The 16,995-nt window shown below is 41.7% G+C and carries 15 protein-coding genes; 12 read left to right on the forward strand and 3 right to left on the reverse strand.

The window, feature by feature from the left end; all coding sequences use genetic code 11:
* Positions 1–50: 50 nt before the first annotated feature.
* Complete coding sequence (locus DWY57_RS12225) at positions 51–1,745, forward strand: heavy metal translocating P-type ATPase (protein WP_119961860.1); 1,695 nt, start codon at positions 51–53, stop codon at positions 1,743–1,745.
* 11 nt (positions 1,746–1,756) lie between these two features.
* Here DWY57_RS12225 and DWY57_RS12230 read toward each other — a convergent pair whose 3' ends face one another.
* Positions 1,757–2,590 (reverse strand): helix-turn-helix domain-containing protein, encoded by an 834-nt coding sequence (locus tag DWY57_RS12230; protein WP_119961861.1) that lies wholly within the window; start codon positions 2,588–2,590, stop codon positions 1,757–1,759.
* A 122-nt stretch (positions 2,591–2,712) separates the two neighbouring features.
* Here DWY57_RS12230 and lipB point away from each other — a divergent pair, with 122 nt between their 5' ends.
* Both lipB and DWY57_RS12240 read left to right on the forward strand, forming a co-directional pair.
* Positions 2,713–3,372 carry a lipoyl(octanoyl) transferase LipB gene (lipB, locus tag DWY57_RS12235; RefSeq protein WP_119961862.1) on the forward strand — a complete coding sequence of 220 codons (660 nt, stop codon included), beginning with the start codon at positions 2,713–2,715 and terminating at the stop codon, positions 3,370–3,372.
* Positions 3,369–4,004: an ACP phosphodiesterase gene (locus tag DWY57_RS12240; RefSeq protein ID WP_117880798.1), complete on the forward strand. Its 636-nt coding sequence runs from the start codon at positions 3,369–3,371 to the stop codon at positions 4,002–4,004. Before lipB ends, DWY57_RS12240 begins: the two co-directional genes overlap by 4 nt.
* Positions 4,005–4,091: 87 nt before the next feature.
* Here the strand turns inward: DWY57_RS12240 and DWY57_RS12245 are convergent, their stop codons facing one another.
* Together DWY57_RS12245 and DWY57_RS12250 are read right to left on the reverse strand one after the other, a co-directional pair.
* Positions 4,092–4,931 (reverse strand): DUF4373 domain-containing protein, encoded by an 840-nt coding sequence (locus DWY57_RS12245; RefSeq protein WP_119961863.1) that lies wholly within the window; start codon positions 4,929–4,931, stop codon positions 4,092–4,094.
* A 33-nt stretch (positions 4,932–4,964) separates the two neighbouring features.
* Positions 4,965–5,312: an SH3 beta-barrel fold-containing protein gene (locus DWY57_RS12250; protein WP_117600564.1), complete on the reverse strand. Its 348-nt coding sequence runs from the start codon at positions 5,310–5,312 to the stop codon at positions 4,965–4,967.
* 1,160 nt (positions 5,313–6,472) lie between these two features.
* On the opposite strand from DWY57_RS12250, the gene DWY57_RS12255 reads away from it, so the two are divergent.
* The 9 genes from DWY57_RS12255 (at position 6,473) to DWY57_RS12295 (ending at position 16,993) form a co-directional block, all read left to right on the forward strand.
* On the forward strand, positions 6,473–7,009 hold the full coding sequence (locus DWY57_RS12255) for a UpxY family transcription antiterminator (RefSeq protein ID WP_035457919.1): 537 nt from the start codon (positions 6,473–6,475) through the stop codon (positions 7,007–7,009).
* 51 nt (positions 7,010–7,060) lie between these two features.
* The gene (locus DWY57_RS12260) at positions 7,061–7,555 is read left to right on the forward strand and encodes a UpxZ family transcription anti-terminator antagonist (RefSeq protein ID WP_016273536.1); all 495 of its coding nucleotides are present in this window, start codon (positions 7,061–7,063) and stop codon (positions 7,553–7,555) included.
* Between the two features lie 412 nt (positions 7,556–7,967).
* The gene (locus DWY57_RS12265) at positions 7,968–10,388 is read left to right on the forward strand and encodes an SLBB domain-containing protein (protein WP_016273537.1); all 2,421 of its coding nucleotides are present in this window, start codon (positions 7,968–7,970) and stop codon (positions 10,386–10,388) included.
* Between the two features lie 37 nt (positions 10,389–10,425).
* Positions 10,426–11,517: a Wzz/FepE/Etk N-terminal domain-containing protein gene (locus DWY57_RS12270; RefSeq protein WP_016273538.1), complete on the forward strand. Its 1,092-nt coding sequence runs from the start codon at positions 10,426–10,428 to the stop codon at positions 11,515–11,517.
* A gap of 12 nt (positions 11,518–11,529) precedes the next feature.
* Positions 11,530–12,072, forward strand: coding sequence for a dTDP-4-dehydrorhamnose 3,5-epimerase (gene rfbC / locus DWY57_RS12275; protein WP_016273539.1), 543 nt, complete (start codon positions 11,530–11,532; stop codon positions 12,070–12,072).
* Positions 12,073–12,074: 2 nt separating this feature from the next.
* On the forward strand, positions 12,075–13,580 hold the full coding sequence (locus DWY57_RS12280) for a lipopolysaccharide biosynthesis protein (protein WP_098032048.1): 1,506 nt from the start codon (positions 12,075–12,077) through the stop codon (positions 13,578–13,580).
* A gap of 99 nt (positions 13,581–13,679) precedes the next feature.
* Positions 13,680–14,846, forward strand: coding sequence for an O-antigen polymerase (locus DWY57_RS12285; protein WP_192914857.1), 1,167 nt, complete (start codon positions 13,680–13,682; stop codon positions 14,844–14,846).
* A 1-nt stretch (position 14,847) separates the two neighbouring features.
* Positions 14,848–15,996, forward strand: a complete 1,149-nt coding sequence (locus DWY57_RS12290; RefSeq protein WP_016273542.1) for a glycoside hydrolase family 99-like domain-containing protein — start codon at positions 14,848–14,850, stop codon at positions 15,994–15,996.
* Between the two features lie 10 nt (positions 15,997–16,006).
* Positions 16,007–16,993, forward strand: coding sequence for a sugar-transfer associated ATP-grasp domain-containing protein (locus DWY57_RS12295; protein ID WP_016273543.1), 987 nt, complete (start codon positions 16,007–16,009; stop codon positions 16,991–16,993).
* The last annotated feature ends 2 nt before the right edge of the window (positions 16,994–16,995 follow it).

Consider the following 16,995-nt stretch of genomic DNA (forward strand, 5'->3'; position numbering starts at 1 on the left):
GGTTGTTGCTTTATTAAAGCGGAACAACAACCATCTAAAAAATAAATCGAATGAGCAATATAATTACTAAGGCACATCCCGTGCCGGATATGCACAGCACGGGATTGCGCGTCGTCGGTGCATGGCTTTTTGCCATCGTACTGATACTGTTTTTTACAGCCTTTGTGCATGTACCCTATACCCGTGAAATACAGATGGTACTGGCAATTCCGGTACTGCTGTTTTTCGGCGCTCCTTTTTATGCCGGTGCCTGGAAGGGAACCCGGTCGGGCCGCAACAATATAGACCGTCTGGTGGCGCTTACCACCTCTGTGGCTTTTCTGTTCAGTGTGTTCAACACTTTCTTCCCGGATTATTGGCTGGGCATCGGGCTGGAACCGCATGTCTATTATGGGGTTGCCGCCGTCATCATCGCCTTTTCCCTGACCGGCGAGTTTATGGAGGAACGTGCCCGGCGAAATGTGTCGGTGGCTATCTGCCGGTTGGGAGGCTGGCAGCATAACGCAGCCCGCGTACTGCCGGAGAAGCAACGCATTGACGACCGCGTCGCTGGTTTTTTTGTCCCGGTCATTCTCATCATTTCCCTGCTGACCTTTTTTATATGGGTGTTCTTCGGAGGCATAGATGTAGTGTCACACGGTCTGTTTGCCGCTTTGTCCGTATTGGTGGTGGCTTGTCCGTGTGCGGTAGGGCTGGCCACTCCAGTAGCTTTGGCGGCTGGCCTCAATAAAGCCGCCCGCAATCATATCCTGATCAGGGATACTTCCGCTTTAGAGCAGATGCGCAATGTGGATGTGGTGGTATTCGACAAGACCGGGACCCTGACAGAAGGACATCCTACGGTAATAGGCTGGCTGTGGGCGCAAGGGCAGGAGGAGCATTATAAAGATGTACTGCTTGCTGCCGAGTCTACTTCGGACCATCCTCTGGCAGAAGCAATCGTTACGGCCCTGGAAGGGGAGGAGCAGGTTATCCCTGCCCACCTGGACGGTTTCGAAAGCATTGCCGGAAAAGGTGTCAGAGTGGCCTATCAAGGTGCGGAATATTGGGTAGGAAGCCATAAACTGCTGAAAGATTATCAGGCCAATTTGTCGGATATCCTGGCCGATATGCTGACGCAATATGAATCGGACGGAAACAGTATTGTCTACTTTGGGCGTGAGAACGATTTACTTGCCGTTATTGCCATCAAGGACCAGTTGCGGGTGACTTCTATGGAAGCTATCCGGGAACTGCGTATCCAGGACATCGAGATATGCATGCTTACGGGAGACGGTGAGCGTACAGCTTCTTCCGTGGCCGGCAGTTTGGGTATCATGCGTTTTGTGGCTGATGCCATGCCCGACGACAAAGAGGATTTCATCCATAAGCTGCAGCTTCAGGGTAAAACGGTCGCCATGGTAGGTGATGGCGTGAACGATGCGCAAGCCTTGAGCTGTGCTGATGTAAGCATTGCCATGGGGAAGGGGACCGATACGTTGATGGACACCGCCATGATTACTCTCAGGACTTCAGACCTGCTGCTGTTGCCCAAAGTTTTCCGGTTGTCTCACCAGACTGTGGGCCTCGTGTACCGGAATCTGTTTTGGGCTTTCATCTATAATACAGTGGGTATCTTTGTCGCAGCCGGAGTACTCTATCCCGTCTATGACATCCTGCTGAGTCCTGCGCTGGCAGGTGCTGCCATGGCTCTTTCCTGTGTATCCGTGGCTTTGAGCAGCCTTCGTCTGAGTTCCAGGTTCTGACGGCTGTATTCTCAACTGTTCCTATACTCCAGCGGACTCATGCCCATGTGCCTCTTGAAGTATTTTCCAAAGAAGGAAGCACTGGGGAAGTTCAGGGAATAGGCAATCTCCTGAATGGTCATATTGGTTGATTTCAGTTTGGCTTTCACATCCACGATGACGACGTGGGCGATGATGTCCAATACATTTCTGCCGGTCACCTGTCTCACGGTGGTGCTGAGGTGCTGCAGGGAGATGCCCAGTTTGTCGGCATAGAATTGCGCGCGGCGTTCGCGGGTATAGTTTTCGATGACGAGCTGCACCAGTTCGTGGCATATTTCCTCTTTCCGGCTCTTGTTCCCTTTTTGCATTTGCGGACGGTGGCAATACATCTTGTCCACCCCACTGAGGAGCATGCTTAGAGCGCTCTGTGCCATTTTGGTGTCAGGAGGGTAGGGGCCGGTCGTGATGCGTGCCCATAAGGCAAAATAGTCCTTGAAATAGGAGGCGACGGTAGGGTTGACAGCCAGTACCGGATACTCCAGTATGTTGGAGAAAGAGCTCAATGTAGACTGGATGAGGTTGACCCCATTGAGGCAATGGGAGGAAAACCCCACGAATCCCAGGCATACTTTTTCCTTTTGTTCGTAAAACTGTATGATGGTTCCGGGAAGCAGGGTAATGAAGTCCCCTTGCTTGATTTCTGTATCCATCAGGTTGATGGATACGGTGATGGAACCTTCTATGCATAGTGCAAAAATGCACGCTTTCAGACGGCACGACTGTTTGTATATGTTTAGAATGTCTTCCGTTACTTCAGTCCATGCAATCATGTCTACTGGCAGGTCGACTTGGGGAAATTCCATACGCTTTGTCGTTTAGAGTTCGCACAAAGGTAATTCTTTTCCGGGAAAAAGTAACGGAAGACATTCTGTTTTTAAAATGAAATGTTCTTTTTAGAATTCAAAAAAGTGCTATATTTGCTTGCATGAAACTGGAAATATCAGATTGGAACATGATTCCTTATGCCGGAGCATGGAGCCGGCAGACGGAATGGTTTGACGCACTTGTACATGCCAAGCAGGCAGGAGAGTGCTATGTCAATCATATTGTGCTCTGCGAGCATCCCCATGTCTATACATTGGGGCGTAGCGGAAAAGAAGGGAATATGCTGCTGGGAGAAGAACAACTGCGCAGGATAGGGGCTACGCTCTATCATATTGACCGTGGCGGAGACATTACGTATCATGGTCCGGGACAGTTGGTCTGCTATCCTATTCTGAACCTCGAGGACTTTTCTTTGGGGTTGAAGGAATATGTGCATCTGCTGGAAGAGGCGGTAATTCGCGTTTGTGCTTCGTTTGGCATCGCTGCCGGACGCCTGGAGAAGGCAACGGGCGTATGGCTGGAGGGCGATACTCCCCGTGCCCGTAAGATTTGTGCCATCGGCGTGCGCAGCAGCCATTTTGTCACCATGCATGGATTGGCACTGAATGTGAATACCGATTTACGTTATTTCATCTATATCAATCCCTGCGGATTCATAGACAAGGGTGTCACTTCTTTGCAGAAAGAGCTGGGACACGAGGTGCCGATGGAAGAGGTGAAGGAGTGTCTTTGCAAGGAGCTGGTAAATCTTTTGTCATGAACTATCTGGCACATGTATTCCTTTCCGGTCCGAACAGAAAAGTACAGTTGGGCAATTTTGTAGGCGATGCTGTAAAGGGAAGCTCCTATAAGAATTATCCGCCGGATATAGCCAAGGGTATTCAGCTTCACCGCGCTATTGACGACTATACCGACCATCATCCGGCAGTTTGCGAGGTGGTGCATAGGCTTCAACCTGAATTCGGACGCTATTCGGGGGTATTGCTGGATATTTATTTCGATTATTTGCTGGCTTCCCGTTTCGAGTCGTTCTCCGGAGTTTCCTTGAGGAGGTATACCCGGACTTTCTATCTTTCCCTCCTCATCAATTACCGCTATCTTCCGGTACGGTTCAAACGTTTCATCTGGCATTTTATCCTGACCGACCGTTTGCGGAAATACGCCACTCTGAACGGAATAAGAGAGTCTTTGAACATCATGGTGGAATATCATCATATTGATATATCCGTAGACAAGGCTATTCGTTACCTTGAAGAGCACGATGAGGAACTGTTTGCTGTGTTCCAGCCATTTTTTATTGAATTGCAGAGGTTTTGCACTGAATACCGGCATAATTATAAGGACAGTTTTAAGGACGAAGAAGAAATTCATATCGTGTCGGCAAGGAATTAATTTCCTGCCGGCACGATATTTGTTTTTTGTATCACACGTTATTGATTTCCTGCATGACATGTTATTGATAGCTTGTGCCCTGTGGAATCAGCTTCCCGTACTCCGCTTCTCTCTTGCCAGTACCGAGATGATGTACCCTCCCTTGCTGTTCACCTTGCTCCAGTTCGTCCCATTGAATATTTTCCAGACGTAGTTTCCCAGCCTGCCGTAGTCCGATAACTTCAGTATCTTCCTGATTTCCTCCCGGTCGGTGATGTAGAGCTTTTCCAGATTCAGCATGAGGCATTCCAGGTTGTGCGTATTCCTGTTGTAGGCATATCCGGGAATGTCTAAATCAGGATTTCCCTGCGCTCCTCCGCTTTCCCCGGGGGGAGTAAGAGGGGGAAGTGCTCTACTTTCTTTTGCTTTGCTTTCTTTTACTTTGCTTTCTTTGCTTTGTTTGGAATTGCATGCATTTTCGGGGAAAATGTCTGTATCCTGCGTGCAATTTTCCCGTTTTTGCGTACAAGTCTTGTCCTTGTCCGGCTTGTCCTCTTCCGTCTCTACCAGCAGATAGGGCAGGGTGGTGAGGTCCCTTTTTCTTCGTTTGGTGGCTTCCAGCCATATTTTCTGTATCTCGGTAGAGGTCAGTACCCCTTGCTCCTTATAGGTTTTGGGGTCGAAAAAGGCTTTCTTCACCAGGATGTCCACGATTCCCTGCATCTCCTGCTCGTTGATGTCCTTTCCCGCCTTGTTTGTGAACAGTGTGCATTGCTCCGCGTTCCATTTCAGGTAATATCCGTTTTCCTTGTGTATCTTGCACAGCAGTTTCATTACCGCCGCCGTTCCTTTCAGTCCGAACCTGGCTTCCACCAGTTCCACTGCTATCTCTTCGAATAGATTTACTTTGAGGGGGAAGTATAGCATTCCCCCGTACATCATGGCCATTGTTTTTAGTGTTTAATGATTAGTGATTAATGGTTAGCATATGGGGCTCCATTCGAGGAAGTTTTCCAGCTGGAAGGTTTTCCATGCCTGCAGTTCCACGTCCCAGAAGGCTATGGTGCTTGTCACTCTTGTGATGTCATAATCTCTTCTGAAGTCAGCCTTGTAGGGCAGTAGGGTGGCTTTCGTCAGCCTGAATGTCCCGTCCTGCTTGTGGTAGGCTATGAGTGCGTGTCCGTATTGCATGTGGTCTATCAAGCTTTCTATCCGTTGGGCCATCCATGTGGCGCATGTTTCCGTGTAGTTCTTTTCCAGCATGATACGTATTTTCCATAGGTTTCTCAGTGCCTCGTGAAGTGGGGCGTTCTTTTTCGACTTTCTCATCTTGTTGTCTTTAAAATTAATAATTGTATTAGTTTGGCAGGAGGTACGCTTGTATATAAAAAAATGCCGCATTCGTTGAGAAAGCGGCATCTATAGGCGGTGTGGCTTCATCCTTACCAAAGTGGCGGCAAAGATAAGTGGTTTATTCCTTAAGTTGTTTATATTTAATTGTTGTCAATAAGTTTCGTGGTTTCTGCCCTTTTTTGTTTTATTCCTTATATCTCTCCTGCTACCTTCATTTCCCGCCACACTTCACCGAACTCTTGTATTATAGTGTTTTCTGACAGTCTTTTATAGTCTGGCGTTCTGAAGTCGAAATGTGAGTATGCCCATTGTGCTAATGCCTTGTTGCTTGTCGGCTTTTCTTCTATAAAGTATCTTGATTTTTTCCATAGGATGATGTCTTTAATGACTTCTTTCCTATATTGTGGCAGTATTCCTATAACCTCCCCGCTTGAGGGACGTCCTACTCCTGCTTTAGGAGCTGATATGCCGTGCTTTACATCCGTTTTAAGGGTGTCTCTTTTTGTTTTTTTTCCTTACTTTGGAGTGTCTCTTTTGCCTTCATTTTCTAATGTTTTTGGGTTAATAATTAAAATTACTGTAGTTTGTAAAATAAATGCAAAGGTATATCAAGTTTTTTGTTTTTGTGGAGTAAGGATGGAGATAAAAAGCTGGGTTTTATCTTTATGATGGGTTAATGCGTTGATATATAAATGGAAATGACTTTGACTTGGAAGTGTTTTTTAAACGTTCGTTTAATGGACGCAAAGATAAGACTGTTTTTTATATCCTCAAAATGTTTAATAAAAATATTTTGGAAAACCCATCGTATCTCAGTTTAATCTACAGTAATTCAGTATGTTAAGTATCTTATTTAATATTTAAAATTTCCATTCCCTTTTATTAACTCATTCCCTATTTCATTTCCTGAAATTTGACGTCCATTAAACGAACGTTTAAAAAACGCTTTTTGTTTGTAATCCGCTCGTTTATAGTCTCTTACCAGAAGGTAATGACGAACTGCAAAAAAACTGTTGGCAAGAAGGGCACAATGCTTGCTGTATTTTAATAAGGTGCTCGCAAATGATTGGATACCAGGTATATACCGAGGGTTCAAAGCCCCAGAGGAACACTCTTTTGTGAACAAAACAACGAAAATGGAAACGGATAACGAGGTTGAAGTCTGGCATGCCATGCGTGCCACATACCGCAGAGAGCTTGATGCGGTGCATCTTCTCGAGAAGGAGAACCTCGGCTGTTTTGTCCCCATGCAATATAAGGTAAGTATCCGTAAGGGTAAGAAAGTCCGTACTTTGGTTCCCGTCATCCGTAATCTGGTTTTTGTCCATGCACGTCCTTCCGACGTACAACGTGTTAAGTCTCAAATTACTTATTTGCAATATATAACCGATACTCGCAGTGGTCAGAAGATAATTATTCCCGACCATGAGATGCAGCGTTTCATCGCCGTTGCCGGAACCTATAACGACCATTTGCTTTATTTCCAGCCCGAAGAGTTGAATCTGTCGAAAGGAACTAGAGTCCGTATTACGGGTGGTGACTTTACAGGTCAGGAGGGTATTTTTCTGAAAGTAAAGGGTGCACGTGACCGTCGTGTGGTTATAGAGATACAAGGTGTCATTGCTGTTGCCATGGCCACCATCCATCCGGACCTTATAGAAGTGATCGGCTGAATTATAATTCATAATTTACAACTCATAGTTTACAATTCATAATTCAAAAAAATGTCCTCCTCCCTTTTCGAAGAAGCAATTAATCTCCAGCGTGCTGCGCACGAACTGATGTATTTAGGTATGGACGGTAGTCCTATCTATAGTGATGACCTTTCCCGCCGCAACGGTGAGGTTTACCGCTTGACTGCGGCTTTGTATGGTTCCAGTGCTCGAGGTACTACTACGGAAGAACAGGCAAACGTCTGTCTTGCTCTCTTGATGGGTTATAACGCATCGTTCATTGACCATGGCGAGAAGCAGGATCACCTCCAGGAGATATTAAACCGTTGTTGGAATCTCCTTGATACCCTTCCCGCTTCGCTGTTGAAACTCCGTCTGCTTACTGCCTGTTATGGAGAAGTGTTCGATGAGCTCCTGGTCGACGAAGCCCGGAAGATTATTTCTTCCTGGGACTCCGCATCGCTCACTGCCGAACAGCAGGAAGCTGTCGAGGAATTCCGGAATGTAGTTGACAATCCCTATCCGTGGGAATATCTTGAGGACTAAAACAGGTGAAAGTTTTCTCGCAAGGCAAAAAAAAAATGGAGTGGAGAATGTAAGAGACACGGGAAAAGTTAAAGACATATAGAGCTAAACATACAAGTGATATATTCATGTAATGAGTGAAAAGGATTCCACGCATTGTATTACGAAAAATAGCCTCCAGAGAAACGGATTATATGGCATTTCTGCCAATGAATATAGTAAAATAACTTATTATTTGATTAAAAATATAACTCAAAGTGGGTTATACCCCCTTTAGTAGATGCCCAATATCTATTGAATATCCGGGAAGCGTGGTACTAACTCTTTCATTACTACGCGAAGTAATAAATATAAATCACCTTTGGTTCCACCTTCCCGGATTAGTTTGATTTTTTCAGTGTGTGACATATAAGAATCTAACAAACATTAAATTATGCGTCGAATCTTATTTCTGATTTTATGTCTTTTTATTTTCTTCGGTTCTGCCTATGCCCAGCGCATGTCCGACGAGCAAGTGGTTGAATATGTGAAACAAGCACAGGCAGCCGGAAAATCTCAGAAGCAGATGACTGCCGAACTGTTGCGCCGTGGTGTGACCCGCGAACAGGTGCTCCGCATCAAGGATAAATATGAGAACTCGGGTGTTGCTGTCCCGGGTTCCGAAGCTCCCTCACAGATGCGCAAGCGTTCGGTTGCTGTGGGAGAATCCTACGAGGCTGCCGAACTGGATGACCAGAAAGCGGTTGTTGATGAGAGACTTGAAAGCCAGTCCGCCCCTGAGGCTGCCGGCATACAGATTTTCGGTCATAATCTGTTCCAGAACCGTAATCTCTCCTTTGAACCTAGTGTGAATTTGGCTACTCCGGCAAATTATCGGCTGGGGCCCGGTGACGAGGTGATCATAGATATCTGGGGAGCTTCCGAGAATACCATCCGCCAGACCATCAGTCCCGAGGGGAGTATCCAGGTGAAAGACCTCGGTCCCGTTTATCTGAACGGCATGACTGTTAAAGAAGCCAACGCTTATCTGCAACGGGAACTGTCCAAGATCTATTCCGGTATCGGAGGGGGGGATCCCAATTCACAGATCCGTCTGACTTTAGGCGATATACGTACCATTCAGATTCATATTATGGGTGAGGTCACGGTGCCGGGTACTTATACACTTTCGGCTTTTTCTACGGTTTTCCATGCCTTGTACCGTGCCGGTGGTGTGAATAATATCGGTAGCTTGCGTGACATCCGTCTGGTTCGTAACGGAGAGACGATAGAGCATTTGGACGTCTATGAGTTCATCATGCAGGGCAAGATGAATGACGATGTCCGTCTGCAGGAGGGCGATGTGATTATCGTGAGTCCCTACCAGTCGTTGGTCGAGATAGTAGGTAAGGTGAAACGTCCCATGTATTATGAAATGAAGCCTGCCGAGACGGTTGCTTCCTTACTGAAGTATGCGGGTGGCTTTATGGGAGATGCCTATAAGAAGGCTGTACGCATCATCCGTAAAAGCGGACGTGAACATCAAGTATATAATGTGGATGAGATGGACTATTCTGTATTCCGTTTAGACGACGGTGACTTAATGACGGTTGACGCCGTACTCGACCGTTTTGAGAACAAGGTTGAGGTCAGTGGTGCCGTCTATCGTCCGGGGCTTTATCAGTTGGACGGTGAGGTGAATACGGTGAAGCAGCTGATAAAGAAGGCTGAGGGACTCCGGGGAGATGCTTTCCTTGCCCGGGTCCTTCTGGACCGTGAGCGTGAAGATCTTACGCACGAAATGGTTGCCGTTGATCTAGAGGGTATCATGAACGGTACGGTTTCTGATATACCCCTTCAGAAGAACGACCATCTGTATGTTCCCGGTATCCATGACCTGAAGGAGAGCGAGACGGTCTCCATTTATGGTGAGGTGCTCAATCCCGGTACTTTCCTGTACTCCGACAACTTAACGATAGAGGATATGATTGTCCAGGCGGGAGGTCTTACTGAGGCTGCCGCCACTACCTGTGTGAGCGTGACGCGCCGCATCAAGGATCCCAAGAGTACTGCCTACAGCAGCAAGCTTGCGGAGACATTCACCTTTGACATCAAGGACGGTCTTCTGACGGGTGCCGGTAGTTTCTACCTGCAACCTTTCGATGTAGTCCAAGTTCGTCGCAGTCCTGCCTACCAAGTTCAGCGCATGGTGACAATTGCGGGTGAGGTGCTTTTCAGCGGCAGCTATTCGTTGTTGAAAAAGAATGAACGTCTGAGTGATGTGATAGGTCGTGCAGGCGGAATTACTCCGGCGGCATATATAAAGGGGGGACGTTTGATTCGCAAGCGCAATGATGAGGAACGTCGGCGTGAGACGGATGTGCTTCGCATAGCTCAGGGTGGTGAGGGGAAGGATAGCATCTCTGTGGACAAGCTTGCCATCTCTGAGACTTATGCAGTAGGCATCGATATGGAAAAGGCTCTGTTTAATCCGGGAAGTGACTATGACATTGTCCTGCGTGAGGGAGATATCGTTTATATTCCTGAATACGTCAATACGGTGAAGATCAGCGGTTCAGTGATGTATCCTAATACAGTAACCTGGGAGAAAGATGCCAAGCTGAAACATTATATCAATATGGCAGGTGGTTATGGCGAAAATGCGAAAAAGAAGAAAGCATACATCATTTATCTGAATGGTACGGTAGCCCGTGCTAAGAAGAGTGACAGTGATTTAATCCAGCCGGGTTGTGAGATTGTGGTTCCCACGAAGTCTGAGAGGAAGCGTCTCCAGCTTTCCGAGATTATGGGTCTGAGCTCCACGACTGCGACTATTGCGGCGATGGTGGCTACTTTGGCTAATACTTTTAAATAAGAAACAAGTGGAAGATATAAAAAGAAAAGATACCGGTATGAGTGACGAACAACAGAATAAACATACACAGGAAGAGGAGATTGATTTGCTTGAGCTTGCCTTGAAGGTCTGGGCGGAGCGCAGGTGGATATTGAAGTGTTGCGGCTATGCGGTGATTGTGGGGCTGGTGATTGCTTTCAGTATTCCCAAGGAATATACGACAAGTGTAATGATTGCTCCGGAAGCTTCTGATAATAAAGGCGGAGGGCTTTCCTCATTGGCAAGTTTGGCTGGCATCAATCTGAATACATCTTCGGGATCTGATGCGATTTATCCTGATTTATATCCGGATATTGTGAGTTCCACTCCTTTTGTGACAGGGTTGTTTGATGTCCCAGTCCGTGATATGGATGGGGAGATAAACACCACACTTTATGACTATATGGACGAATACCAGCGTATGCCATGGTGGTCGTATATCATATCTGCCCCTTTCAAGGCTTTAAGTTGGACTATTTCTCTGTTTAAGGAATCAGAAGAAGAGGTGGATAAATTAGATCCTTTTCAGCTGACAAAAGAGCAGACTGATATTGTGAAAGCACTGAGTGATCATATAGGTGTTTCGGTAGATAAAAAGACCGGGGTTACTACAATTTCCGTCACGATGCAGGATCCCCGTATTTCAGCATGTCTGACAGATACTGTTGTGAACAGGTTGCAGTCTTACATTATTGATTATCGGACTAATAAAGCCCGTAAGGATTTTCATTTCCAAGAAAAGCTTTTTGAGCGTAAGAAGAAGGAGTACGAACAAGCTCAAGAAAACTATGCCAAGTTTGCCGATGCCAACAAGAATATCATCCTCCAGAGTTACCGTGCCGAACAAGTGCGATTGGAGAATGAAATGAATCTTGCTTATCAAGTATATACAAGCGTTGCGCAGCAGTTGCAAATGGCGGAGGCAAAGGTGCAGGAAATTACTCCTGTTTATACGGTGGTTGAGCCTGCGACAATTCCTGTAAAGGCGTCAAAACCTAATAAAGTTATGATACTTTTGGGTGTTGTATTTCTGGTCGGTATAGTATGTGTTAGTTGGATACTCTTGGGAAGGAGGTTTATTGATACTTTCAGAGGTGAAAAGTATGTATAGTAATGTTTTACAATGAATATAATAGAAACAAATATTGAAGGAGTTATAATTATTGAACCTCGTCTATTTGAAGATGAACGTGGTTATTTTTTTGAATCTTTTAATCAAAAGGAATTTCAAGAAAAAGTATGTAAAACCACATTTATACAGGATAATGAAAGTAAATCTAGTTATGGAGTAATTCGTGGTTTACATTTTCAAAAGCCTCCTTTTGCTCAAAGTAAATTAGTCCGTGTAGTGAAAGGATCGGTATTAGATGTAGCTGTTGATATAAGAAAGGGATCTCCAACCTTTGGTCAGCATGTAGCTGTAGAGTTAACAGAAGATAATCATCGACAATTTTTTATTCCAAGAGGTTTCGCTCATGGTTTCTCAGTTTTAAGTAAAGAAGTCATTTTCCAGTATAAATGTGATAATTTTTATGCTCCTCAGAGTGAAGGCGCTATTGCATGGGATGATCCAGATCTAGGAATAGACTGGCAAATTTCTATTGACGAAATCCTTTTAAGTGAAAAAGATAAGTCACATCCTAAGTTGGCAGAAATAATATTTTAAGCATGGCATCGGATAAACAGCGAATAGCTCAAAATACCTTATTTTTATATGTTAGAATGTTTCTAATAATAATCGTATCTCTATATACTGTTAGAGTTGTTATTAGAACACTTAATGTAACGGATTATGGTATATATATGGCTGTTGGTGGTATTGTATTGGCACTATCTTTTTTATCTCAGACAATAGCTTCTGCTTCTCAACGTTTTTTCGCTTATGAGTTAGGGCGAAAAGACTTTTGTCAATTGAGACATACTTTTAGCATGATTTTTATAGTCTATATAATTATTGTTTTGGCGATATTATTTATCGCTGAAACTTTAGGATTATGGTTTTTGAATAATGTAATGACTATACCAGTCAATCGTTTGGAAGCGGCTAATTGGGTTTATCAGTTTGCATTACTATCGTTTATAGTTAAGATATTGACAAATCCTTATAATGCAGTGATTATTGCTCGTGAAAATATGAAGATTTACGCATATGTTAGTATTGTAGAGGCTTTTCTTAAATTATTGATTGTTTATTTATTAGTAGTTTTTGCAATAGATAAATTGAAGTTATATGCTGTATTGACGTTCGCGGTGACCTGTATTGTTTCGGCTATTTATGTTTTGTTCTGCTTTAAAAAATATGAAGAATCCCGAATTTCACTATTTTGGGACAAAGCACTTTTCAAATCTATTTTCTCATATTCTTCATGGAGTTTGTTTGGAACAATGGCAGGAGTTGCTAATACGCAAGGTACTAATTTGCTGTTGAATGTTTTTTGGGGACCTGTTGTTAATGCTGCCTATTCGGTTGCCCAGCAAGTCAGTACGGTTATTCAACAATTTTCAGGAAATTTTTTCATGGCTATTCGCCCTCCTTTAATAAAGAGCTATGCAGAGGGGAATTATGTTGATATGATGCAATTATTTTATTTGAGTAGCCGTTTTTCTTTTTTATTGTTGTACGCCGTTATATTACCATTGATATTGGAGGTTGAATTTATTTTGAAATTGTGGTTGGGCGATGTAGGAGAATATATGATTTCTTTTACTAAGTTGATTTTAGTTTATTGCCTTGTCTTGGCAATAGGGAATCCCATAACTATCATTATGCAAGCGGCAAAGAAAGTGAAATTATATCATGGTATTGTGGATAGTTTTGTATTACTTACTTTACCTTTGTCATACGTATTCTTAAAATTTGGGTGTCCGCCAGAGGTTAGCTTGCTGGTTGCTGTTGTTATGCTTATGATAGCGCATATCATACGTTTATTTGTTTTTGCTAAAGTTGTGACATTTTCTTTTAAAGAGTATTGGAAGAAATTTGTTTTTCCAACTATGTTGGTAACTTTTTTTTCAGCACTACCTGCTTTTTATATTCAATCTGTCATTTCTGGTGGATTTGTACAATTTGTTGTAGTATGTTTGGTTTCTTTGTCGTGTATTGGGATAAGTGGCTATTTGGTTGTACTAACTCCAATAGAGAAGAGTTTTTTGTGTAGAAAGCTTAGATTCTGATTATGTGTTATGGATGCAAGCACTGTCATTTTAATTATAAATTCACTTTTCTATATAACAGCATTTGTGATGTATCAGATACGTATGAGAACATTTCAGATGGGAAGTTTTATTTTACTTTTTTATTCTTTACTTTCTGTTGGTAGTGTTTGGTTGTATAATATAGATAGTGTTTGGACCTTTGAAACTATCACGATTTTTCCTTTGGTATATTTATATATTGTTTTGATGATTTCTTTTTATCCTTTGTTGAAATTCTCCAATAAAAAAATGAGCAATATAAAAATGCCGGATGATATGGTGATGAGTATGATTTCTGTAGTAGTGATAATTGTCTATTTATGTTTCTTTTTCCAAACGATACTTTCAAACTTTTCTCTGTCGAATCTTTTTGATCCAATGACTTTAGCAGAAAATTATGAAACAAAATCAGATAATGTTGGATACAATGATGGGAAAGTAAATATTTTTGGGATACTGAAAAATATTTTTAATAGTATTCTGTGGATATTGTTTATGTACAATTGGATTCAGAAGAAGAAATTGTTGACTATTGGTGTATTTATAGCAATTATCATTTCGGTATTTACTAGTTTGGCATGGGGAGCTCGAGGTCCGTTGGTTTTTATTATTATGCAAGTTCCATTTGTTTATTTTGTGTTTTCTCCTTTGATGAGCCAAGAAATGCGGAGAAAATATCTTTTTACAGTGGCAGCTTTTGTCATTCTCATATTTGTAGGAGGAGCTGCATTAACATTGGGGCGTTTTAATGATGCTGCAGATTTTACTATTATGGATATCGTATTGTATTATGCTTCATCTAATTTTATAAAGTTTGATAATTTTGTATTAGATGTGGGAGGATGTAGGTATGGTGATAGGGTTTTTCCTCTAATTAGAGTCTTGTTAGGATTAGATACGGCTGGTGATTACAAAACACGTCGCTTGTTATATCCGAATTTGAAGGTAGATGATTCTCAGTTTACATTTTTTGTTGGAGAGTTTGTTATTGATTTTGGTCCTATTTTAGCATTTATAATTATTTCTTTGGCAGCATATTATTTTTATAAAAAGATCATCACTAATGAATATGATTTTGGAACAATATTAATATTATCCTTGGCTTATAATATAGTGGTAATCGGTTTTACTTTATTTCCGTATTCAGAGATAAGTGGCAATCTTTCTATTATTTATACCATATTTTGGATATTTGTATTTAAATACTTTACTTTTAAACGATTAGTAATAGGTAAGAATAAGTAGTATGACAAAAAAAACTCGTGTTATAGCCTTTTATCTTCCACAATTTCACCCTATTCCAGAAAATGACAAATGGTGGGGAAAAGGCTTTACAGAATGGACTAATGTCGGAAAAGCTAAGCCCTTGTTTAAAGGACATTATCAGCCCCGTGTTCCTGCAGATTTAGGGTATTATGATTTGCGTATGCCTGAAGTTAGAGAAGCTCAAGCTGAGATGGCACGTGCAGCTGGTATAGAAGGTTTTTGCTATTGGCATTATTGGTTTGGTAATGGGAAAAAGTTGTTAGAAAGACCTTTTCAGGAGGTACTTCTCAGTGGAAAACCTGATTTTCCGTTTTGTCTTGGTTGGGCAAACCATAGCTGGACTAACAAATCTTGGGAAGTGGGAACTAAAAAGGTCAAAGAGGCTACTTTGATGGAGATGATTTATAATAAGGAAGAGTATATAAAGCATTTTTATGAAGTATTGCCAGCTTTTAAGGATAAAAGGTATATTCAAGTAGATGGTAAACCCTTGTTTCTTGTTTTTAGACCATTGGAGATACCCAATCCTCGTGAATTTATTGAACTATGGCAGGCAATGGCACAAGAAAATGGCCTTAAGGGTATTTATTTTGTAGGAATTGCCTATAATATGCTTCCACAGGACTGGACTTTAAAAAATATTATTTTGAAAAATATAGCAGATAAATCGGCTTTATATTATAAAGCTGTGTTAAATGCAGGATATGATGCTGTTAATTCGCGAGGTTATCATCGGGCCGATTACTATTGCCGTTCTTTGAAAGAAGTTTTGTGGCGTAGTATCTGTATGCGCTTATTTAAGTACACTCCTGTTTCAAGGTGTGAGCAGAAGAATATAAATAAATATCTTTATGTCAAGGAAGATAGATGGGAAAATGTATTTCCTACTTTGTTGCCTAATTGGGATAGAACTGCAAGAAGTGGAGCAAGAGCAAGAGTTTATACGGGTAGTACTCCGGAAGTATTTAGTGAGCAATTGAAATCTGTAGTGGATTTATTGTCAGATAAAGAAGATGAACATAAAATTACTTTCTTAATGTCATGGAATGAATGGGCAGAGGGTAATTATGTGGAGCCAGACTTAAAGTATGGTCATGGCTTTTTAGATGTATTAAAGAAAATCGTTTAATTGTTTATATATGAATCTGAAACGTTTTTGTACACGATTTCGTGAAATGAGAACTTGTTATGTTGGAACGAAAGTTTCTTTTCTAGATAAAATCTTTTATGCTGTAGATTATGTTTTTGCTTTCATAATTCATGGGGCTTCTATTAGTGATTATTTTGCTTATGGTTTTTATAAACTTAGATATAAGGGAAGAAAGGAGTATATAACTTATAGGCGTTATCATGTTATACAAAATAAATGCAATAAAGTTTCAGATAGATGTTTATGTCGAGAAAAAAATAAATTTAATGAATTATTTAAAGAGTTTTTAGGGCGTGATTGGATTGATGTAAATAATGTTGATGAGATGCTGTTTATCTCATTTTGTCATAAATATCCTGTAATTTTTATTAAAGAAATTAATGGATATAGGGGTATAGGTACTCGTAAAATAGAGACGGAGAATTTGAATGCAAAAGACTTGTATAATGAACTGATTTCAGATATAAATTCTCACTATATAGCAGAAGAACAAATAACCCAAATTAGTGAACTGGCAAACTTTCATCCTTGGTCAATCAATACGATACGTATAGTAACGGTTTATGATACGATAAATGATAAAGTTCATATTATGAATGCTCGTTTACGAATGGGGAACAAAAAAAATAATGTTGATAATTTTCATTTTAGTGGAATTGGTGCAAATATAAATATAGAAACAGGCATCATAGATACAATTGGTTATGATGCACATAATAACACTTATATAGTACATCCGATTACAGGAAAGCAAATAATAGGTGCTCAAATTCCATATTGGGAAGAGTGCAAAACTTTTGTTGAGCGTGCAGCAAGACATATTCCAAGTGTTCGATATATAGGTTGGGATATTGTAATACAGAGTGGAGGTCACTTTTTATTGATAGAAGGTAATGATAATGCTGATCATGATTTTCAGCAATTGCACAATTGTGGTTTATGGAAACAATATCAATCTATAATCAAAAGATTTTAAGA

Origin of the sequence: Bacteroides sp. AF25-5LB, assembly GCF_003602965.1 — a bacterium.
GTDB classification, from domain to species: Bacteria; Bacteroidota; Bacteroidia; order Bacteroidales; family Bacteroidaceae; genus Bacteroides; species Bacteroides uniformis.